At 67.3% G+C, this 20,431-nt stretch carries 22 protein-coding genes; 1 reads left to right on the top strand and 21 read right to left on the bottom strand.

Annotation, left to right across the window (positions count from 1 at the left end; translation table 11 throughout):
* Positions 1-26 precede the first annotated feature (26 nt).
* From benD to HNO51_RS18810, 7 genes are all read right to left on the bottom strand, one after another.
* On the bottom strand, positions 27-809 hold the full coding sequence (gene benD / locus HNO51_RS18780) for a benzoate diol dehydrogenase BenD (protein WP_209538060.1): 783 nt from the start codon (positions 807-809) through the stop codon (positions 27-29).
* A complete protein-coding gene (gene benC / locus HNO51_RS18785; protein WP_209538061.1) occupies positions 806-1,849 on the bottom strand; it encodes a benzoate 1,2-dioxygenase electron transfer component BenC in 1,044 nt (347 codons plus the stop codon). The genes benD and benC overlap by 4 nt, the downstream gene beginning before the upstream one ends.
* A gap of 31 nt (positions 1,850-1,880) precedes the next feature.
* A complete protein-coding gene (gene benB, locus HNO51_RS18790; protein ID WP_159554959.1) occupies positions 1,881-2,366 on the bottom strand; it encodes a benzoate 1,2-dioxygenase small subunit in 486 nt (161 codons plus the stop codon).
* A 14-nt stretch (positions 2,367-2,380) separates the two neighbouring features.
* Positions 2,381-3,748, bottom strand: coding sequence for a Rieske 2Fe-2S domain-containing protein (locus HNO51_RS18795; RefSeq protein WP_209538062.1), 1,368 nt, complete (start codon positions 3,746-3,748; stop codon positions 2,381-2,383).
* A 110-nt stretch (positions 3,749-3,858) separates the two neighbouring features.
* Positions 3,859-4,833, bottom strand: coding sequence for a catechol 1,2-dioxygenase (catA, locus tag HNO51_RS18800; protein ID WP_209538063.1), 975 nt, complete (start codon positions 4,831-4,833; stop codon positions 3,859-3,861).
* A 56-nt stretch (positions 4,834-4,889) separates the two neighbouring features.
* Complete coding sequence (catC, locus tag HNO51_RS18805) at positions 4,890-5,180, bottom strand: muconolactone Delta-isomerase (RefSeq protein WP_197448699.1); 291 nt, start codon at positions 5,178-5,180, stop codon at positions 4,890-4,892.
* A gap of 15 nt (positions 5,181-5,195) precedes the next feature.
* The gene (locus HNO51_RS18810) at positions 5,196-6,314 is read right to left on the bottom strand and encodes a muconate cycloisomerase family protein (protein WP_209538064.1); all 1,119 of its coding nucleotides are present in this window, start codon (positions 6,312-6,314) and stop codon (positions 5,196-5,198) included.
* 102 nt (positions 6,315-6,416) lie between these two features.
* Here HNO51_RS18810 and HNO51_RS18815 point away from each other — a divergent pair, with 102 nt between their 5' ends.
* Positions 6,417-7,319: a LysR family transcriptional regulator gene (locus tag HNO51_RS18815; protein WP_197448701.1), complete on the top strand. Its 903-nt coding sequence runs from the start codon at positions 6,417-6,419 to the stop codon at positions 7,317-7,319.
* 60 nt (positions 7,320-7,379) lie between these two features.
* Here HNO51_RS18815 and HNO51_RS18820 read toward each other — a convergent pair whose 3' ends face one another.
* The 14 genes from HNO51_RS18820 to HNO51_RS18885 all read right to left on the bottom strand — a co-directional run bounded on the left by HNO51_RS18820 (position 7,380) and on the right by HNO51_RS18885 (position 20,430).
* Positions 7,380-7,985, bottom strand: coding sequence for a class I SAM-dependent methyltransferase (locus tag HNO51_RS18820; RefSeq protein ID WP_209538065.1), 606 nt, complete (start codon positions 7,983-7,985; stop codon positions 7,380-7,382).
* Between the two features lie 64 nt (positions 7,986-8,049).
* Positions 8,050-8,457, bottom strand: a complete 408-nt coding sequence (gene mce / locus HNO51_RS18825; protein ID WP_209538066.1) for a methylmalonyl-CoA epimerase — start codon at positions 8,455-8,457, stop codon at positions 8,050-8,052.
* A gap of 40 nt (positions 8,458-8,497) precedes the next feature.
* Positions 8,498-9,532, bottom strand: coding sequence for a zinc-binding dehydrogenase (locus HNO51_RS18830; RefSeq protein ID WP_209538067.1), 1,035 nt, complete (start codon positions 9,530-9,532; stop codon positions 8,498-8,500).
* Between the two features lie 101 nt (positions 9,533-9,633).
* Complete coding sequence (locus HNO51_RS18835) at positions 9,634-10,044, bottom strand: MaoC/PaaZ C-terminal domain-containing protein (RefSeq protein ID WP_209538068.1); 411 nt, start codon at positions 10,042-10,044, stop codon at positions 9,634-9,636.
* Positions 10,038-10,496, bottom strand: coding sequence for an FAS1-like dehydratase domain-containing protein (locus HNO51_RS18840; RefSeq protein ID WP_209538069.1), 459 nt, complete (start codon positions 10,494-10,496; stop codon positions 10,038-10,040). Before HNO51_RS18840 ends, HNO51_RS18835 begins: the two co-directional genes overlap by 7 nt.
* Positions 10,497-10,512: 16 nt before the next feature.
* On the bottom strand, positions 10,513-12,483 hold the full coding sequence (locus HNO51_RS18845; RefSeq protein ID WP_209538070.1) for an AMP-binding protein: 1,971 nt from the start codon (positions 12,481-12,483) through the stop codon (positions 10,513-10,515).
* A gap of 38 nt (positions 12,484-12,521) precedes the next feature.
* Positions 12,522-13,505 carry a branched-chain amino acid ABC transporter permease gene (locus tag HNO51_RS18850; protein WP_209538071.1) on the bottom strand — a complete coding sequence of 328 codons (984 nt, stop codon included), beginning with the start codon at positions 13,503-13,505 and terminating at the stop codon, positions 12,522-12,524.
* A gap of 2 nt (positions 13,506-13,507) precedes the next feature.
* Positions 13,508-14,395: a branched-chain amino acid ABC transporter permease gene (locus HNO51_RS18855; protein WP_209538072.1), complete on the bottom strand. Its 888-nt coding sequence runs from the start codon at positions 14,393-14,395 to the stop codon at positions 13,508-13,510.
* 58 nt (positions 14,396-14,453) lie between these two features.
* Entirely contained in the window at positions 14,454-15,692 is a 1,239-nt protein-coding gene (locus HNO51_RS18860; protein WP_209538073.1) for an ABC transporter substrate-binding protein, read from the bottom strand.
* Between the two features lie 62 nt (positions 15,693-15,754).
* Positions 15,755-16,486 (bottom strand): ABC transporter ATP-binding protein, encoded by a 732-nt coding sequence (locus HNO51_RS18865; protein WP_209539267.1) that lies wholly within the window; start codon positions 16,484-16,486, stop codon positions 15,755-15,757.
* A gap of 23 nt (positions 16,487-16,509) precedes the next feature.
* Positions 16,510-17,277, bottom strand: a complete 768-nt coding sequence (locus HNO51_RS18870) for an ABC transporter ATP-binding protein (protein ID WP_209538074.1) — start codon at positions 17,275-17,277, stop codon at positions 16,510-16,512.
* Between the two features lie 273 nt (positions 17,278-17,550).
* Complete coding sequence (locus HNO51_RS18875) at positions 17,551-18,477, bottom strand: electron transfer flavoprotein subunit alpha/FixB family protein (RefSeq protein WP_209538075.1); 927 nt, start codon at positions 18,475-18,477, stop codon at positions 17,551-17,553.
* 14 nt (positions 18,478-18,491) lie between these two features.
* Positions 18,492-19,241 carry an electron transfer flavoprotein subunit beta/FixA family protein gene (locus HNO51_RS18880; RefSeq protein ID WP_209538076.1) on the bottom strand — a complete coding sequence of 250 codons (750 nt, stop codon included), beginning with the start codon at positions 19,239-19,241 and terminating at the stop codon, positions 18,492-18,494.
* Positions 19,242-19,287: 46 nt separating this feature from the next.
* A complete protein-coding gene (locus tag HNO51_RS18885; protein WP_209538077.1) occupies positions 19,288-20,430 on the bottom strand; it encodes an acyl-CoA dehydrogenase family protein in 1,143 nt (380 codons plus the stop codon).
* Position 20,431: the final 1 nt, after the last annotated feature.

The following is a 20,431-nucleotide window of genomic DNA, read 5'->3' on the forward strand; positions in this document are numbered from 1 at the left end:
GTAGTGAACGTGTCGCGTGCGGCCGGTCAGCCGCTGTCACCTCCCGCCACCGGCACCACGCTGCCGGTGATGTAGCTGGCGTCGCGGGAGGCCAGGAACAGGATCGGGGCCGCCATCTCGTCCAGGGTGCCGTAGCGCCCCATCAGACAGCTGTTCTTGGTCTGGTCGATGTGGGCCTGGAACCAGGCTTGCTCCTGCTCGTTGCGTGGCTCGGGAGTACCGCGCGAGATCCGCCGGGGTGGCGCCTCGGTCCCGCCGGGGGCAGTGGCCACCACGCGAATGCCATGCTCGGCATATTCGAAGGCCAGGGAAGCGGTCAAGGCGTTGACGCCCCCCTTGGCCGCCGAGTAAGGAATCCGGTGGATACCGCGAGTCGCCGCTGACGACACGTTGACGATGACGCCGCCACCCTGCTCCACCATGGGGGGCAGCGCCGCACGACAGCACCACAGGGTGGGCATCAGCGAGCGGGTAATCTCGGCCGAGATCTGGCTTTCGGTGAACTCGGTGAAGGGTTTGAAGTTGATCGCTCCCCCCACGTTGTTGATCAGGATGTCGAGACATCCGTAGTGCTCGACGGTCCTACGCATCACTTCCTCGGCACCCTGCCAGGTCTCCAGGTCGGCCTGCAGCGCAATGGCCTCGACGCACTGCTCGCACAGTCCCGCCACCACTTCATGGATAAGGTCGGAACGATCCACCAGCGCCAGCCGGGCGCCCTCGGCCCCGGCGCGCTCGGCGACGCGCCGGCCGATACCCTGGGCGGCGCCGGTGATCACCATCGTCTGGTCCTGGAATCGGGCGCTCATGCCACCGCCTCCTTCTTCGCCTCTTCTGGCGCCAGGCTCGGGGTGAACTTCTCGTAGTGGAAGCTGGCCGGCGAGATGCCCTGCTCGCGGAAGTGGGTGAGTACCGCATCGACCATCGGCGGCGGCCCGCACAGGTAGACGTCGACCTCGCCGTCGTGGAGCAGCTCGGGGGCCATGTGGTGGGTCACGTAGCCCTTGCGAGGGTGCTCGCTGGCCGCGTCGGCCACCACCGTGGTGTAGGCGAAGTCGGGCAGCGCCTCGACGAAGGCGTCGAGCTCGTCGAGCTTGACCAGGTGGTCGTCGACGTTCACGCCGTAGAGCAGGCGCACCGGCTGGTCGCAGCCGCGCGCCTGCAACTGGCGCAGCATGGAGAGGAACGGCGCCAGCCCGGTGCCGCCGGCCAGCATCAGCACGGGGCGCTCGACCTCGCGCAGGTAGAAGCTGCCCATCGGCCCGGTCAGGGTCAGGTCGTCCTCGGGCTTGGCCGCCCCGGTCAGGTAGCCGCTCATCAGGCCATTCGGCACGTTGCGGATGAGGAAGCTGGCGCGGCGCTCGCCGGGCAGCGAGCTGAACGAGTAGGAGCGGGTCTCGTCGCTGCCCGGCACCTGGATGTTGACGTACTGCCCCGGCAGGAAAGTGAGCCCCTCGCCTTCGTCGAGATCGACAACGAGCTCGAAGCTGTCCTCGGAGAGGCGCTCGACTTCGGCGACCCGGCCGGGGAACTCGCCGACGCCGGTCTTGCACAGGGTCGAGGCTACCGGCACCTGCACCACGCAGTCCGACGACGGCACCATCTGGCAGGTCAGCACCTTGCCTTCGGCGGCCTCCTCGTCGGAGAGCGCCTCGTCGAGGTACTCGTCGCCCAGGTCGAACGCACCCTGCTCGCAGGTGCCCTTGCAGGTGCCGCAGACACCGTCGGAGCAGTCCATCGGCAGATTGACCTTGTGGCGATAGGCGGCGTCGAGCACCGTCTCGCCTTCCTTGCAGCTGATGAAGCGGGTCACGCCGTCTTCGAAGTTGAGGGCTATGGTGTAGCTCATGCTCGTCTCCTCCCACCGGGATCGCGGTCGCTCAGACGTGGTAGACGTCGATGACCTGGTGGATGTAGTCGTTGTTCAGCACCACCTTCTTGTAGGTGATCAGCGGCGCGTCGCCGGACACGTCCAGGGTGTAGAACGACGTGCCGAAGTAGGCGTTGGTCTGCTGGTAGCGGTGGCTCAGGGTGTGCCAGTTGAAGCGCAGCTCGACCGTGTCGCCCTCCTGCGAGAGCACCTCCAGGTTGGAGACCTGGTGGGTGGTGCGCGGCTCGGGGATGCTGGTCGCCCCGGAGCGCTCGGTCTTGATGCGGTAGACGCGGTCCTCGAGCCCCTCGCGGTTGGGGTAGTAGATCAGCGAGATCTCGCTCTGCGGGTCCTCGGTCAGCCGGTCGTCGTCGTCCCAGGCCGGCATCCAGAACACCGCGTCCTTGTGGTAGCAGGTCAGCCACTCGTCCCACTGGCGGTCGTCGAGCAGCCGGGCCTCGCGATAGACAAAGGCCTGAATATCGAGATAAGTCATGACGGTGCCCTCCCTCAGGCCGACGCGGTGGCAATGAACTGGCTGCGCTCTTTCTCGATGGCGCGCAGCATCTCCTCGACCCAGTGCTTGTGATGCATCACGTAGAGACCCTCGTCCTCGGGCGAGGCGCCGCTGAGCAGCGGCTTCATGTCGATGGCGCGGGCGTTGTCGTCAGCGCCCTCGATCCACTGCCTGGCACCGCGGGAGAGATCGTTCCACTCGGCGTCGAGGCCGGCGTAGCCGTTCTGGCAGGCGCGGAACTCCTCCAGGTCGTCCGGCGTGCCCATGCCGCTGACGTTGAAGAAGTCCTCATACTGGCGGATGCGCAGGGCGCGGTTCTCGGCCGATTCGCCCTTGGGCGCGAAGCAGTAGATGGTGACCTCGCTCTTGTCCACGGCGATGGGCCGGATCACGCGGATCTGGGTGGAGAATTGGTCCATCAGGTAGACGTTGGGGTAGAGGCAGAGATTGCGGGTCTGGTTGACGATGGAATCGGCGCGCGCCTCGCCGAGCTCCTGCTCGATGCGCTCGCGCTGGGAGTAGACCGGGCGCACCTCGGGGTTGAGCAGGCGCGTCCACAGCATCATGTGGCCGTTCTCATAGGAGTAGAAGCCGCCCATGCTCTTCGACCAGCCGTTGGCGTCCACCGCCTTGGTGCCGCCAGCATCGTAGTTGCGCCGCTCCATGGTCGAGGCGTAGTTCCAGTGCACGGTGCTGACGTGGTAGCCGTCGGCCCCGTTCTCGGCGCCCAGCTTCCAGTTACCGTTGAAGGTGTAGGAGGAGGTGCCGCGCAGGATCTCGATGCCCTCCGGCGCCTGGTCGACGATGTTGTCGATGATCTTGGTGGTCTCGCCGAGGTACTCGGTGAGCGGGGCGACGTCGGCACTCAGGCTGCCGAACAGGAAGCCGCGATAGCTCTCGAAGCGCGCCACGCGCTTGAGGTCATGGGAGCCTTCCTGCTTGAAGCCCTCGGGGTAGGCGCCGGTCTTCTCGTTCTTGGCCTTGAGCAGCTTGCCGTCGTTCTTGAACGACCAGCCGTGGAACGGGCAGGTGAAAGTGCCCTTGTTGCCACGCTTCTTGCGGCACAGGGTGGCGCCGCGGTGGGCGCAGGCGTTGATCAGCGCGTGCAGCTCGCCCTGCTTGTCGCGGGTGATGATTACCGGCTGGCGGCCCATGGTGACGGTCATGTAGTCGCCCGGCTCGGCGATCTGGCTCTCGTGGGCCAGGAACAGCCAGTTGCCTTCGAAGATGTGCTTCATCTCCAGCTCGAAGAAGGCCGGGTCGGTGAACATGCTGCGGTGGCAGCGGAAGATGCCGTTCTCGGGGTCGTCGACGACGGCGCCGCGGACGCGTTTCTCGAGACGATCAAGCTGTGCGGTCATGGCTCCAACTCCTCGTTGCTCTTGTCAGGTCGTGAGGCTCCCCTACCCACCGGCCCGGGGCCGGCGGGGGAGCGCTGCATATTGGGATGGGGTCGGGACGCGGCGGGCGCTCAGACCTCGGCGGTGCCGGCCAGTTGGCTGGCCTGATCCTCGGCGTCTTCCAGGGCCCGCGGGCGCTTGTGGCGAACCTGCAGCTCGGGGGCCTCGGTGCGCGCCAGCTCGACATCGAAGACCACCTCGGAGAACGGGCCGTCCAGTTCGCGCCGGGCGATCTCGGCCGGGTCCTCGATGCGGTTCGCCGGAACGACCAGCTCCTCACGGGTGGCGAAGGCGAAGTCGTCGAAGGTGTAGGGGTCGCCGGCCAGGTTGATCTGGGTGGTCAGGTGGCGATGCCCCGGCGCGGAAATGAAGAAGTGGATGTGCGCCGGACGCTGGCCGTGGCGGCCCAGGGCCTTGAGCACCTGGTCGGTGGGAGCGCCTTCCGGCACGCCGTAGCCGGAGGGGATGATGCTGCGCGCGGTATAGCGGCCCTGCGCATCGGTGACGATGGTGCGGCGCAGGTTGTATTCGCTCTGGGTCTTGTCGAAGAAGGAGTAGCCGCCCTTGGGGTCGGCGTGCCAGATCTCGACCTTGGCGCCGGCCACCGGCTTGCCGTCGACGTCACGCACCTGACCGGTCAGCCACATGGTTTCACCGTCCGGGTCCTGGCCGTCGTCCATGCGCGCGAAGCCCTCGGCCTCGGGGGCACCGGCGACATAGAGCGGGCCCTCGATGGTGCGCGGCGTACCGCCGTTGCGCTTGGCCTCGGCGTCGATGGCGTCCTGGCGCATGTCGAGGTAGTGGTCGAAGCCGAGCCCCGGCGAGAGCAGGCCGAACTGGGTCTGGCCGCCCAGCGCATTGAGCAGGCTGATGGTCGACCAGTACTCCTCCGGGGTGACGTCGAAGTCGTCGATCAGCCGGTACAGGTCGGAGAGCAGGCGATGCATGATCTGCTTGGCGCGGTGGCTGCCGCCCTGCTCGTCGAAGCCGGAGACGGCCTTCAGGAAGTTCTGCACCTCGGGGGTATCGAAGATCTTCACGGTCATGGGTCATTCCTCGTTGTCGTTGGTTGCCCTACGGGGCTGGCGTGATGCGTCGTGGCTCAGCTGTCGTCGTCGCGGATGGAGGACGGATGGCGGCACAGCGGCTTGACGCCGATCTCCATCCACGGGAAGAGCGGCAGGCCCGCGACGATCTCCTGCAGCTCGGCGTTGTCGCGCACGTCGAAGATGCTGACGTTGGCGTAGCTGCCGGCGACCCGCCACAGGTGGCGCCACTTGCCGGCGTGCTGAAGCTCCTGGGCGTACGCCTTCTCGCGCGCCTTGATCGCGGCGGCCTCTTCGGCCGGCATCGACGGCGGCAGCTTGACGGTCATTTCCACCTGGAAAAGCATGCGTGAGTCCTCCGGTTACTTGCGGGTGAAATGGGCGAGCTTGTCCTCATCCAGGGCGATGCCCAGCCCCGGCCCTTTCGGCAGCTCCACGCCGAACTCGCCGTAGGCGAGCGGCTCGGCGACGATGTCGTCCCTGAGCAGCAGCGGACCGAACATCTCGCTGCCCCAGGCCAGCTCGGGCAGCGTCGCCCAGGCGTGCAGCGAGGCGGCGGTGCCGATGGTGCCCTCGAGCAGGGTGCCGCCGTAGAGGCCGATGCCGGCCGCCTGGGCGACCTGGGCCAGCGCCAGGGCGCCGCGCGGGCCGCCGGCCTTGGCGATCTTCAGCGCATAGGCGCCATTGAAGCCGGCCGCGGCCAGGGCGAAGCCGTCGTGAGCGTCGGCCACCGCCTCGTCGGCCAGCATCGGCACCTCGAAGCGGTTGGCCAGGCGCACCAGGCCGGCATGCTCGCGGGCGGGAATCGGCTGCTCGATCAGGTCGATGCCGGCGGCCTGCAGCGCGGCGATGCCGCGCACGGCGGTGCTCTCGTCCCAGGCCTGGTTGACGTCGACCCTGACGCTTGCCCGCTCGCCCAGCGCCTCCTTGATCGCGGCCACGTGGCGCACGTCGTCGTCCACGGCGTTGGCGCCAATCTTGAGCTTGAAGTCGCAATGGCGGCGCTGCTCCAGGCGCTGGAAGGCCTCGTCGATGTCGCGGGCGGTATCGCCGCTGGCCAGGGTCCACAGCACCGGCAGGTGGTCGTGGCGCGCGCCGCCGAGCAGCTCGGCCACGGGCAGGCCCAGGCGCTTGCCCTGGGCGTCGAGCAGCGCGGTTTCCAGCGCCGACTTGGCGATGGCGTTGCCGCGGGCATGGCGGTCGAGGCGAGCCCGCAGCGCGGCGACGGCGCCCGCCGGCTGGCCGATCAGCAGCGGCGCCAGGTAGGCGTCGATGTTGCGCTTGATGCTCTCGGGGCTCTCGGGGCCGTAGGCGAGCCCGCCGATGGTGGTGCCCTCGCCCAGCCCCTCGATGCCGTCGGAGTCGCGCAGACGCACGATGACCAGCGTCTGGCAGGCCATGGTGGTCATGGAGAGCTTGTGGGGGCGGATGGTCGGCAGGTCGACCAGCAGCGTTTCGATGGACTCGATGACAGATGACATGCGCACTCCGGCGGTTCGGTGTTTCGATACCATGGCAGTCTGCTTGCCCCGGCGCGGCCGAACCAATATCGTTTAGGTCGTCAGCCATACCCTGGAGGTATCATGGAGCTGCGTCATCTGCGCTATTTCTGCGTCGTGGCAGAGGAGCTGAACCTGACCCGGGCGGCCGCCAGGCTGCACATGGCACAGCCGCCATTGTCACGCCAGATCAAGCAGTTGGAGGGAGAGATCGGCGCCGAGCTGTTCGAGCGGAGTGCCCGTGGGCTGCGCCTGACGCCGGCGGGCCAGCTCTTCCATGAGCATACCCTGCAGATAATGGAGAAGCTCGACACCACCATTGCCGCGACCCAGCGCCTGGCCCGCAGCAAGCGCGTGATGTTCGGCATCGGCTTCGTTCCTTCGGTGTTCTACGGGCAGTTGCCGCTGCTGGTGCGGGAATTACGACAAAAGGATAACGTCGAGCTGGTGCTGGCCGAGCTGACCACGGTGCAGCAGGTGAAGGCGCTCAAGAGCGGGCGCATCGACATGGGCTTCGGCCGCATGCGCATCGACGACCCCGACGTGGAGCAGGAGAACCTGTTCGACGAGCCGCTGATGGCGGCGCTGCCCGACGGCCATCCGCTGGCCGATACCGTGCCGACCCTGGCCCAGCTCGCCGAGTATCCGCTGGTGTTGTTCCCGGCCCAGCCGCGCCCCAGCCTGGCGGATATCACCCTGGGGCTGTTCCGCCGCCGCGGGCTCAAGGTCACCGTGGCGCAGGAGGCCAACGAGCTGCAGACTGCGCTCGGCCTGGTCGCCTCGGAGATCGGCATCACCCTGGTGCCGGAGCAGGTCAAGCGCGTCCGCCGCGACGGCATCGTCTACGTCTACCTCGCCGACCCGGGCCTGACCTCGCCGGTGATCTGCAGCCGGCGCAAGGGCGAGGCGCCCTCGCCGATCATGCAGGAGGCCAATGCCATTCTCGAGGTACTGGTGGAGAACCGCCGCAGCGGACGCTATCCCTAGGCGTCCCCCTGGGGCGCCGGCCGCGCTGGTGCCTGCACACGCCGCCGCCCCGCGAAAAAGCTACTGGGGCGTGGCCACGGCCAGGCACGACGCCCGGTTGCCGTGGCGCGACAGCACCCGGAACTCATCCAGCGCCAGGTCGGCGGCGTCGAGCTGCGCCTTGAAGACGTCCTCGTAGGTCACGCGGCCGAAGTCGATGCTGGTAAACCGCTTGAGCAGGGGCTTGAGGCGCTCCATCGTGGGCGAAGGGCGCAGTTGGATCGTCTGGGTGAAATAGAGCTGCCCGCCCGGCGCCAGCAGCCCGGCGCTGTGGCGCAAGGCCCGCTCGGGCTCGGGCAGCAGCATGAAGCTGGCGGAGAAATAGACCGCCTGATAGGGCCCGCCGCGATGATCGTAGACCGATTCGAGCCGCACCTCGGCGCGCTCTGCCAGAGCAGAGTCGTGCAGCCGCTTGCGGGCGCGCGCGACGTAATCGGCGTCGATGTCGATGCCAACGATGCGCAGCTCCTTGCGCTCGACCGCCTCGGCGTTGGCCAGCAGCGCGCCGGCGGTGCCGATACCGACGTCGAGCAGTGCGGCCCCCGCGGGCAGCCGCGCGAGCACTTCGGCGTACCAGCGGGCGGTGAGCCTGAGGATGAAGGTGTCGTAGAGCAGGCTTCGGAGCATGGTCCGCATCTCAGCAGAAGCGAGACCGGAAGATCAAGTCTTCAGCGCAGGCCCTTCGCTGGGCTCAGTGCCCTTCAGCAAGCTCTGCCAGCTCTATCAGCACATTGCCGGTCGAGGCCGGGTCGAGGAAGACGACGCGGCTTCCGCCATGACCGGGCTTAGGCGCCTCGTTCAGCAGTTGGATTCCCTTGCTCTTGAGCTCCACCACGGCGCCCTCGATATCCTCCACCTCGAAGCAGAGATGCCAGAGGCTTTCCCCGGCTTCGTCCATCCAGGCGTGCACCGGGGAGTCCGGCCCGACGGCCTGCAGCAGCTCGATATAGGTCTCGCCGACGGGCAGCATGGCCAGCCGGGTGCCCTGGATCTCCTCCTCGTACTCCTGAGCGATCCCCAGTACGTCGACCCAGGTCTCCCGGGCCCTGTCCATGTCCTTGACCGTGATGGCGACATGCTCCAGTCGTTTGATCTTCAAGGCTCACCTCCATTGTCCTGGGCGCGGGAAGACGCCGGGCTCAGTGCGGAAACTCGAGACCCACCTTGCCCATCCGGTCATCCGCCCCCAGGCGATCAAGCGCTTGGTGAATCGCCTCCAGCGGATAGATGCTGTCGATCACCGGGGTGATGCCATGGCGTTCGACGTAGGCCAGCAGCTCGCCGAACTCGGCCAGGGTGCCGCTAGTGGAGCCGATGATCTGCAGCTGACGGATGAAGATGCGCTTGATGTCCGCCGGGGGCTGGTCCCCCGAGGTCGCCCCGCAGGTCACCAGCCGTCCGCCGCGCACCAGCGACTTCAGGGCCGACGACCAGACGGCCTCGCCGACGTTTTCCACCACCACGTCCACGCCGCGGCCGCCGGTGAGCGCCATGACGCTCCTGGCCACGTCCTGGGTGCGGCCGTTGATCGCCTCATGGGCGCCCAGGGCCAGGGCCTTCTCGAGCTTGCCATCCTCGCGGGAGGTCACGATCACCCTGGCACCGACGCTCCTCGCCAGCTGCATGGCGGCCAGCGATACCCCACCGCCGACGCCGAATACCAGCACCGTCTCCCAGGGCTTCAACCGGGCCCGGGTGAAGAGCATCCGCCAGGCGGTCAGGTAGTTCACCCCCATGGCCGCCGCCTGGACATCGTCGAGATGGCTCGGCAGGGGGAAGACGTTCTGCGCAGGCACGCTGATCCATTCGGCGAAGGTGCCGTCGATATGCTCGCCCAGCAGCTTCATGCGCGTGCAGAGCACATCGTCGCCCCGCCGACAGAACTCGCAGTGACCACAGGCGACCCCGGGATGGATGACCACGCGCTGCCCGACGGCGAGTCGCGTCTCCTCGGCATCGATCTCCTCCACCACGCCGGCACCATCGAGCCCCATGACCAGCGGCAGCTCATGGGTGATACCCGCCCCGCTGTTGCGCATGTAGAGGTCCACCTGGTTGAGGGTGCCGGCACGCAGGCGTAACAGCGCCTCGCCCGGCCGGCGGCGCGGGCGCTCGACCTCCCTGACCTCGACCACCTCGTTGCCACCGTGCCCGACGATCACGACTTGCTTCATGTGTCCCTCCTTTTCCGCTGTGTCCCAGGCCCGAGGCGCTGCCAAATGACGTGGCGCCGTGGCGCGCAGCGCTCACCGGCGGGCATGGGGTGGATGACGATTCAGCGCGGGTCCACCCGAGACCTCTCGAAGTCGGCCCGGCCCGTGACCCTGATGATGCCCTCGGCGTCCCGGGCGACGAGCTCGACGCCGACCCGCACAAGGCCATCCTCCTGCTGCGGCTCGCCACCACAGGCCGTGACCTGCAGGCGAGTGCCGACGGCCATCGGCGCCACGAAGCGGCAGGCATAATCAACCAGCCGCCAGCCGGCCATGGCATGCGTCAGCCAGCCGCCGATATCGGTCATGGCCAGCATGCCATGGCAGATGAGGCCCGGGTGTCCGGCCCGGATGGCCTGCTCCCGGTCAAGATGAATGGGGTTCAGGTCACCGGAGAGTGCCGCATAGGTCCGAAGGGCGGCCTGGTCCATCTCTCTCAGCCGGGCCGGCCGCAGCTCGGGAACGCCTAGCATGCTGTCTCCCCCTCGCGTGCCTTGATCGCGTAGACGCTCCGGCTGCTGACCGCTAGCCGCCCCGATACCAGGAAGCGACTCGCCTTGGTGAAGAAGCAGACCTGGCGTCGAGGCTTCCAGCTCACGCCCTCGAGGTGGGATGTGACGCTGACGAGATCGCCGCAGCGCAGCGGGCCATGGCAGGTAAAGGCCTGCTCCGCGTGGAGCAGGCGATTGGCATCGACCACCAGCAGCTGCGCCAGTTGGGCGACGATGCCGGCATCCATCTCCAGCGCAAAGGGCAGGGTCGGCAAGGCCGGCCCGATATCCTCGCAGGCGCCTCGCTCTTCCCCCTCGCCCCGCGTCTCCAGGAAGTCGAGATAGCGGGCCACCCGCTCGCGCTCGATACGCGCCTGGAAGCGTGGGAATTCGTACCCCTCCAGCGCCAGCCAACGTCGATGAAATCGCAGCATGATTCACCCGGCCCGATTACGGCGTTTTGGTCGAAGCGTCGCCGCGCGAGCCCAGGCGGGCGATGCTCTCCACCGCCGAATAGCTCTCTAGCGCCGAGAGGTCGCCCACGTCGTTGCCGAGGTAGGCGTTCTTCACCACCCGCCGCAGCAGCTTGCCGTTCTTGGTCTTGGGCAGTTCGTCGACGACGAATACCTCGCGCGGGGCGAAGGCCTTGCCCAGCCTCTCGGCGACTAGGGCCTTGAGGGTCGAGGCGACGCCTTCGCGCTCGGCCTCCGGCTTGAGCACCACGAAGCACAGCGGCACTTCCCCTTTCAGGGGGTCGGCGACGCCGACGACGGCAACCTCCGCCACCGCGGGGGACGACACCACGATGCTCTCGATCTCCGCCGGCCCCACGCGCTTGCCGGCCACGTTCATGGTGTCGTCCGAGCGTCCGCGGATCTCCAGTTGGCCGTCGGGATAGGCGATCGCCATGTCGCCGTGCACCCAGCGTCCCGGCCAGCGGGAGAAATATTCACCCTCGTACTTGGCGTCGTCGTGCCAGAAGCTCCTGGTCATGCCGACCCAGGGCCTGTCGATCACCAGTTCGCCGAGCTCGTCGACGACTCGCTCGCCGTCAGGATTGACGACGCCGGCGGCCATGCCGGGAACGGGGCTGTTGAAACAGGAGGGACCGATCGGCCTGAGCAGCACGTTAACCAGAATCCCGCCGCCGATCTCGGTGCCGCCGGCGTAGTTGATGATCGGGATGCGGCGCTCTCCCACCGTCTCGAACAGCCAGTGCCAGCTCTCGTCATCCCAGGGCTCGCCGGTGGAAAGGAACAGCCGGACCCGTTCGCCCAGCTGCTTGGGGGCGATGTCGCTCTTCATCAGGCTGCGGGTGAAGGTCGGCGAGATGCCCACGTGGGTGGCACCGAACGCCTCGACCAGCGTCCACAGGCGATCCTCCTGCGGATGGTTCGGCGCACCGTCGTAGATCGCTAGGGTCGCGCCGTTCATGAATGCCCCGAACACCGCCACCGGCGCGGTCAGCCAGCCCATGTCGGTAATCCAGAAGAGCGCATCGCCCTCGCCGAGATCCATGCACAGGCCCAGGTCAAGGGCGGCCTTGAGCGGCAGGCCCGCATGGGTATGCACCGCGCCTTTGGGCTTGCCCGAAGTCCCCGAGGTATAGATCAGCAGCAGCGGGTCGTCGCTGGCCATTTCGCAGGGCAGCTCTCGTTCCTCACGCGCCGGCACGGCGGCCATCAGCGCTTCCCAGTCGTGCTCGTGGGCGGCCAGCCGGGAGGGATCGGAGCCGGCGTTGTTGACCACGACGACGGTCTCGACGGCACTGCCAGCGGCAATCGCCTCGTCGGCCTTGGCCTTCATCTCGATGAAGCGCCCACGGCGGTAGTAGCCGTCGGCCGTGATCAGAAAGCGCGAGCCGGAGTCCGCGAGGCGCACCGCCAGCGCCTCGGCGTTATAGCCGGAGAAGCTCGGCGCATAGATCGCACCAAGGCGAATCACCGCCAGCATGGCGATGATCGCCTGGGGAATCATCGGCAGGTAGAGCGATACCACATCGCCTCGCTTGACGCCCAGCCCGCGCAGCGCCTCGGCGCAACGCGCCACCTCCCCGGCCAGCTCGCCGTAGCTATAGCGGACCTGGCGGCCATCCTCGGCCTGGGACACCAGCGCCTGCCTGGCGCCGGTCTCGGGCTCGCGCGCCCAGCGCTCCAGCAGGGAGTCGATGATGTTGAGTCGCCCCTCGGTGAACCAACGCGGGTGCATGATCTCCTGCGGGTCCTCGATGACAGCGGCATAGGAGGAGCGCCACTCGACGCCTAGCTTCTTCTCCACGGCCCCCCAGAACCAGGCGGTGTCTTCCACGCTCCGCTCCAGGAGCCGGTCATAGTCGTTGAGCTCCAGTTCCCCGATCCACTGCTGCAGCCGGGTGCGTTGGCGGGTCTCTCGGTCGGGTGTCCAGACGGCTTGCTTGGTCATGCGCTTGTTCTCCGATACATCCACATTGCTGGCGTGGCTTACTTGAAGTTCTTCTTCACCAGCCTCTGTATTTCGCCGACGATGCCGCTGCGGAAGCTCAGCACGCAGAGCACGAAGATGGCACCAAGGACCACGCTCACCCAGTTGCCCAGCGGCGACTGCGCCAGCTGGGTCTGCAGACTGACCACCACCCCGGCCCCCACCAGCGGACCGAACAGGGTGCCCACCCCGCCCAGCAGCGTCATCAGGATCACCTCACCGGACATGTGCCAGTGGGCATCGGTGAGCGACGCGAGCTGGAAGACCAGGGTCTTGGTCGCACCGGCCAGGCCGGCCAGGCCGGCGGAGAGCACGAAGGCCAGCAGCTTGTAGGCGTCGACGTTGTAGCCCAGCGAGACGGCGCGCGGCTCGTTTTCGCGGATCGCCTTGAGCACCTGGCCGTAGGGCGAGTGCACAGCGCGCTGGATGATCGCGAAGCCGATCAGGAAGATGGCGAACACGAAGTAGTACATCGCCAGGTTGCTGCCCAGGCTGACCAGCCCGAACAGCTCGCCGCGCGGCACGCCGTGCAGCCCGTCTTCGCCGCCGGTGAAGGGCGACTGCAGAAAGAGGAAATAGACCAGTTGCGACAGCGCCAGGGTGATCATGGCGAAGTAGATACCCTGGCGGCGGATCGCCAGGGCACCGAACAGGGCACCCAGCAGCACGGCGGAGAAGGTACCGGCCAGGATGCCCAGCTCCGGCGACAGCCCCGGATAGCTGGCCAGCAGGTAGCCGGTGACGTAGCCGCCGGAGGCCAGGAAGGCGGCGTGGCCGAAGGAGAGTAACCCCGCATAGCCAAGCAGCAGGTTGAAGGCACAGGCGAACAGCGCGAAGCACAGCACCTTCATCAGGAACACGGGATAAATGACGAGGGGCGCGACAAGGGCGATGGCGATCAGCGCCAGATAGAGGGCGTGGCGTCGCCGTGTGGCACGCCGCTGCAGCTTCATCGCCGGGGACAGGGCGGTGGTGGTGGACATGCTCAAGCCTCCTTGCCGAACAGGCCGGCGGGACGCAGCATCAGCACCAGGATCATCACCAGGAAGATCACGGTGTTGGCCGCCTCGGGATAATAGACCTTGGTCAGGCCTTCGATCAGCCCCATGGAGAGCCCGGTGGCCACAGCGCCGAGGATCGAGCCCATGCCGCCGATCACTACCACGGCGAAGACCACGATCAGCAGGTTGGCCCCCATGGTCGGGGACACCGGGTAGAGCGGCGCGGCCAGCACCCCGGCGAAGGCGGCCAGCGCCACGCCGAAGCCATAGGTCAGGGTGATCAGCTGGGGCACATTGACCCCGAAGGCCTGCATCAGCGCCGGGTTCTCGGTGCCGGCACGCAGGTAGGCCCCGAGACGCGTGCGCTCGATGATGTACCAGGTGGCCAGGCAGACCACCAGCGCCGCCACCAGCACCCAGCCGCGGTAGGTGGGCAGGAACATGAAGCCCAGGTTCATCCCGCCCTGCAGGGCCGCAGGCGTCGGGTAGCTCGAGCCCGAGACGCCGAAGAAGTTGATCAGGGTGCCCTCGAAGATCAGCGCCAGGCCGAAGGTGAGCAGCAGCCCGTAGAGGTGGTCGAGATGGGCAATGCGGCGCAGCAGGACGCGCTCGATCAGCATGCCCACCCCGGCGACCAGCAGGGGGGCGATCAGCAGCGCCGCCCAGTAGTTGAGCCCCAGGTGCTGCAGCCCCAGCAGGGCGCTAAAGGCGCCCAGCATGTACATGGCACCGTGGGCGAAGTTGACGATCTTCAGCAGGCCGAAGATCACCGCCAGCCCCAGGCTGAGCAGGGCGTAGAAGGCACCGTTGATAAGGCCCAGCATCAACTGGCCCATGAACACAGCCAACGGCACCCCGAATATCATCGTCATGACATGGACCTCCCATCAGAGTGGCGGCTGCCATGACAGCCGCCAGTTCCGCATCGGCTCAGTTGCTAACCAGGTCGCACCGGCTCTCCTCGAGCGGACGGAAGGCCTCCTCGGCGGGGATGGTGGCGAGGATCTCGAACAGATCCCACTCACCGGTCGAGTCGGTAGGCGCCTTGACCTGTGCCAGGTACATGTCGTGGACCATGCGGCCGTCCTCACGCAGGCGACCATTGCGAGAGAAGAAGTCCTCGATGGGGTTCTCCAGCAGATAGGCACGTACCTCGGCCGGGTCATCGCTGCCGGTGGCCTCGATCGCCTTGAGGTAGTGGGTCACGGCGGAGTAGTCGCCCGCCTGCACCATGGTGGGCATGCGGCCTACCCGCTGCTGGAAGCGCTCGGCCCACTCACGGGACTGCTCATCCATGTTCCAGTACCAGCCGGTCACGAACTGGGTGCCCTGGGCGACGTCCAGGCCGATGGACTTCATGTCGGTGATGAAGACCATCAGGCTCGCCAGGGTCTGTCCGCCCTGGGGAACGCCGAACTGGTAGGCGGTGTTGATGGCATTGACCAGGTCCTTCCCGGCGCTGGCCAGGCCGATGATCTGGGCGCCGGAGCCCTGGGCCTGCAGCATATAGGAGGAGAAGTCATCGGTCGGGAAGGGGTGGCGAATCTTGCCGGCGATGGTTCCGCCGCTCTCGACCACGGCATTCTCGACCGCCGCCTCCATGGCGTGACCGAAGGCGTAGTCCGAGCTCATCAGGAACCAGGACTCGCCGCCCTGCTCCACCATCGCGCGCGCTGCCGCATCCGAAACGGCGAAGGTGTCATACACCCAGTGGACGTGATTCGGCGTGCAGTGCTCGCCGGTAATGCTGTCCGCCGCCGCGGTAGTGACCATGGCAAACTTGTTGCTCTGCTCGACTAGCTTGGAAACCGCGATGGCCACCGAGGAGGCGTTGAGCCCGGTGATCATGTCGACCGAGTCCTGATCCATCCACTCCCGGGCCAGGTTCGAGGCCACGGCCGGATCGTTGCGATGGTCGGCGCTGATCAGCTCGATCGGCACGCCGTTCACCTCGCCACCGAAGTCCTCGATCGCCATCTCGATGGCCGTGAGGCCGCCGGGGCCGGCGAGGTCGCTGTAGGTACCGTTCATGTCGTCCATGTAGCCGATGACGATCTTGTCGTCGCTGACGGCCGCCTGGGCCGCCTGGGCCGCCTGGGCCGCCAGCGGCGCCAGGCTGGCGGCGGCGAGGGCGATGCTCGAGGCAAGGATCTTGCGATTGACGTTCATGGTCTGCTCCGTGGCCCCCGCGGGGGCGGCTTGTTGTTGTGATACCGAATCAATGACGTGGGTCATACCCCCAGCAGGGAGTTGAGGTGCTCGCGCCGCGACGGCAGCTCGGCGGCACCGATCTCCTCGACGATGCGTCCGTGCTCCATCACGAAGTGACGGTCGGCCAGCGGTGCGGCGAAGCGGAAGTTCTGCTCCACCAGCACGATGGTCATGCCGTGCGCCTTGAGCTTGACCAGCACCTCGCCGAGCGCCTGGACGATGACCGGCGCCAGCCCCTCGGTGATCTCGTCGAGCAGCAGCAGCCGTGCCCCGGTGCGCAGGATGCGCGCCATGGCCAGCATCTGCTGCTCGCCGCCGGAGAGCCGGGTTCCCTGGCTGCGGCGCCGCTCGTAGAGGTTGGGGAACATCGCGTAGATCTCGTCGATCGACATGCCCCCGGAGCGCACCGTGGGCGGCAGCAGCAGGTTCTCCTCGACGTCGAGGCTGGCGAAGATCCCGCGCTCCTCGGGGCAGTAGCCGATACCCAGGCGCGGGATGCGGTGGGGCTTCATGCCCAGGGTCTCGTTGCCGTTGATCGTGATTGAGCCGGTACGTCGGCCGACCATGTTCATGATCGACTTGAGGGTGGTGCTGCGCCCGGCGCCGTTGCGGCCGAGCAGCGTCACCAGCTCGCCGCGCTTCACGTCGAAGTCGACGCCGTGAAGGATGTGCGACTCGCCGTAGAAGGCGTGCAGGTCGCTGACCCGTAGCATCTCGGCGCCGTCGCTGTTCCGGTGCTCAGGCACGCTCATCTCGCGCGCTGCTGCTGGCTGGTTCATGCCGTGGCCTCCCCTGTCGCCTCGCTGCCCATGTAGGCCTCGCGCACCTGCGGGTCATGCGCCACTTGCTGATAGCCGCCCTCGGCCAGCACGGCGCCGCGGGCCAGTACGGTGATGCGGTCGCACAGCCGGCTGACCACGCGGAGGTTGTGCTCCACCATCAGCACGGTGCGCCCCGTCGCGACGCGCCGGATCAATTCGACGATGCGGTCGACGTCCTCGGCGCCCATGCCCTGGGTCGGCTCGTCGAGCAGCATCAGCGTGGGCTCCAGGGCGAGGGTGGTGGCCACCTCCAGCGCGCGCTTGCGCCCGTAGGGCATCTCCACGGTGAGTACATCGGCGTACTCGGCGAGGCCCACCTCGTCGAGGAGCTCCAGAGCGCGGTCGTTGAGGTGGTCGAGGCTGCTCTCGGGCTTCCAGAAGTGAAAGGAGGTACCCAGCTTGCGCTGCAGGGCCACCCGCACGTTCTCCAGCGCAGTCATGTGGCCGAACACCGCGGATATCTGGAAGGAGCGCACCAGGCCGAGGCGCGCGATCTCGTTGGCCTTCATGCCGGTGATCGGCTTGCCACGGTAGAGGATCTCGCCGCGGGTCGGCGGCAGGAATTTGGTCAGCAGGTTGAAGACGGTGGTTTTGCCGGCCCCGTTGGGGCCGATCAGGGCATGGATGTGCCCTTCCTGAACCTGCAGGTTGACGTCGTCCACGGCGGTGAAGCCGCGGAACTGCTTGGTCAGGTTGCGTGCTTCGAGTATCGCACTGCTCATCGTGCCACCTTTGTGATTGTCGCTAGCTCGGCAGGACTGTTCACTGAGTCTAGTTGCGCCGGGATTTATGTCAATATATATACGTATATTATTTTGACAACTCTCGTTCTCATGAGACATGACAGCACAGAAAACCACATAAACGTCATGCACATGACATATATAGCGGCAGCAACGCATCCACCCCGCTGCGGCCCGGCACGAACAGCTCGCCGACCAGGCCGCTGGCCGTCGAGCGCGTCTTGCCAGAGCCTTCGGGAAGATCCGGCCTTCCTACAGCTTGCTCTCCAGCTCCGGCAGGATCTCGAACAGGTCACCGACCAGGCCGTAATCGGCCACCTGGAAGATCGGCGCCTCCTCGTCCTTGTTGATCGCCACGATCACCTTGGAGTCCTTCATGCCGGCCAGGTGCTGGATCGCCCCGGAAATGCCCACGGCGATGTAGAGCTCCGGCGCGACGATCTTGCCGGTCTGGCCGACCTGCATGTCGTTGGGCACGAAGCCGGCGTCCACCGCGGCACGCGAGGCACCGATGGCCGCGCCCAGCTTGTCGGCGATACCCTCGAGCAGCTTGAAGTTCTCGCCGCTGCCCATGCCGCGACCGCCGGAGATGACCACCCGCGCCCCGCCCAGTTCGGGACGGTCGCTCTGGGCCAGCTCCTGCTTGAGGAAGGTGGACTGGCTATTCTCGGCCACGAACTCGACGCTCTCGACGCTGGCACTGCCGCCCTCTGCCACCGCATCGAACGCCGTGGTGCGCACGGTGATCACCTTGAGCGCGTCGGCGCTCTTGACCGTGGCAATGGCATTGCCGGCATAGATGGGGCGCTTGAAGGTGTCGCCATCAACCACTTCGACGATCTCGGAGATCTGGCTGACGTCCTTCAGGGCGGCGACGCGCGGCAGCACGTTCTTGCCGGTGGTGGAGGCGGCGGCCAGCACGTGGCGGTAGTCGCCGGCGAGCTCGACCAGCAGCGCGCCCAGGGGCTCGGCGAGCTGGTGGGCATAGGCGGCGTGGTCGGCCACCCGCACCTTGCTCACGCCGTCGAGCCTGGCGGCGGCCTCGGCCACGGCACCGACGTTCTCGCCGGCCACCAGCACGTCGATGTCGCCGCCAATCGCCTGGGCCGCCGCGACCACATGGGCGGTGGCGCCGGCGAGCTGGCCGTCGTGATGTTCTGCAAGTACCAGGATGCTCATGAAATCGGCTCCCCTCAAAGCACTTTGGCTTCGTTCTTGAGTTTGTCCACGAGCTCGTCGACGGAGCCCACCTTGATGCCGCCCTTGCGCTCGGCCGGTGACTCGACCTTCTCCAGCGTCAGCCGGCTTGTCACCTCGACGCCGAGGTCCGCCGGCGACTTGACGTCGAGCGGCTTCTTCTTGGCCTTCATGATGTCGGGCAGCTTGGCGTAGCGCGGCTCGTTGAGGCGCAGGTCGGTGGTGATCACCGCCGGCAGGGTCAGCTCGACGGTCTGCAGGCCGCCGTCGACCTCACGCGTGACCTGGACCTTGTCGTTCTCGACCTTCACTTCCGAGGCGAAGGTGCCCTGGGGCAGGCCGGCCAGGGCGGCAAGCATCTGCCCGGTCTGGTTGTTGTCGGTGTCGATGGCCTGCTTGCCGAGAATGACGAGACCGGGCTGCTCCTCTTCCACCACCTTGGCCAGCAGCTTGGCCGCGGCCAGCGACTCGACGCGCTCTTCGGTCTCGACATGCACGGCGCGGTCGGCACCCAGCGCCAGCGCGGTGCGCAGCTGCTCCTGGGCGGCCTTGGGGCCGACGGTCACGGCGACCACCTCGGTGGCGACCCCTCGCTCCTTCAGCCGCACCGCCTCTTCCACGGCGATCTCGCAGAAGGGGTTCATGGCCATCTTGACGTTGGTGAGGTCGACGTCGGAGTGATCCGGCTTGACGCGGATCTTGACGTTGTAGTCGATGACGCGTTTGACCGCGACGAGGATCTTCATAGCAAATTCTCTCTTGTCCTTGGATGGGCAGGGCTGCGGCGACGCCTCAGTTGGCCTCGAGAAGGTCGGCATAGACCCTGAGGTGGCGGTCGTCATCGCCGAAGCGGTGGCCGAGCATCACCAGATGGCGGGCATGATGGGCGAGGCTGTACTCCCAGGTCATGCCGATACCGCCGTGAAGCTGCACCGCCTGCTCGGCGATGAACTGGGCCGCGCGCTTGACCACGTGCTGGGCGGCGACCAGTTGACGGCTGCGCTCGGCGCTTGCCGGTTCGTCGGCCACGCAGGCGGCGAGGATCGCCATCGAGGTGGCCAGCTCCAGCTCGGTGGTCATGTCCACCATGCGGTGCTGGAGCACCTGGAAGCGGCCAATGGGCTGGCCGAACTGCCGGCGGGTCTTGAGGTACTCGAGGGTCAGCTCGCAGGCCTGCTGCATGCTGCCCACCGCCTCTGCGCACTGGGCCGCCATGGCGCGCCCCAGTTGATGGTCCAGCGCCTCGAAGGCCGCTCCGGCGCAGCCCAGCAGGGCGTCGTCGGCCAGGGTCACGCCAACGAGGACGAGATCGCAGGCCCAAGGGCCCGCCATGGTCGGATAGGCGCGGCGCTGGACGCCCTCCGCGGCCGGGTCGACCCGGAACAGCGAAAGGCCGTTGCGCTCGCCGGGTTCGCCCGCCGTGCGCGCCACCACCAGTATCTCGTCGGCGGCCTGGCCGCCGAACACCACCGACTTGCGGCCCGACAACTGCCAGCCGTCGCCGATGCGCTCGGCGCGGGTCTCGCTCCACTCGGGCCGATAGTGGGTGCGCGGCTCCTCGCTGGCCACCGCCAGCAGCAGCTCGCCGGCCGCCAGGACCGGGAGCAGCGCCTCGCGCTGGGCTTCGCTGCCCAGCGCCTGGACCAGGCCGCCGCCGAGGATCTGCGACTCGAGGAAGGGCTCCAGGCAGAGCCCGCGCCCCAACTCCTGCATCACCACCAGGTTTTCTACCCCGCCGCCGCCCATGCCGCCATGGGCCTCATCGATGGGCATCGCCAGCACGCCAAGCTCAGCCAGCTGGGTCCGGAAGGTCTCGCTGAAACCCGGCGCGCGGCGCTGCACCCGGTCGCGTTGCTCGAAGCCATAGTGCTCCCTGATCAGCCGGGCCAGCATGTCCTGCAGCATCTGTTGCTCGTCACTCAGTGCAAAGTCCATG

It is taken from the genome of Billgrantia sulfidoxydans, from assembly GCF_017868775.1.
GTDB classification, from domain to species: Bacteria; Pseudomonadota; Gammaproteobacteria; order Pseudomonadales; family Halomonadaceae; genus Halomonas; species Halomonas sulfidoxydans.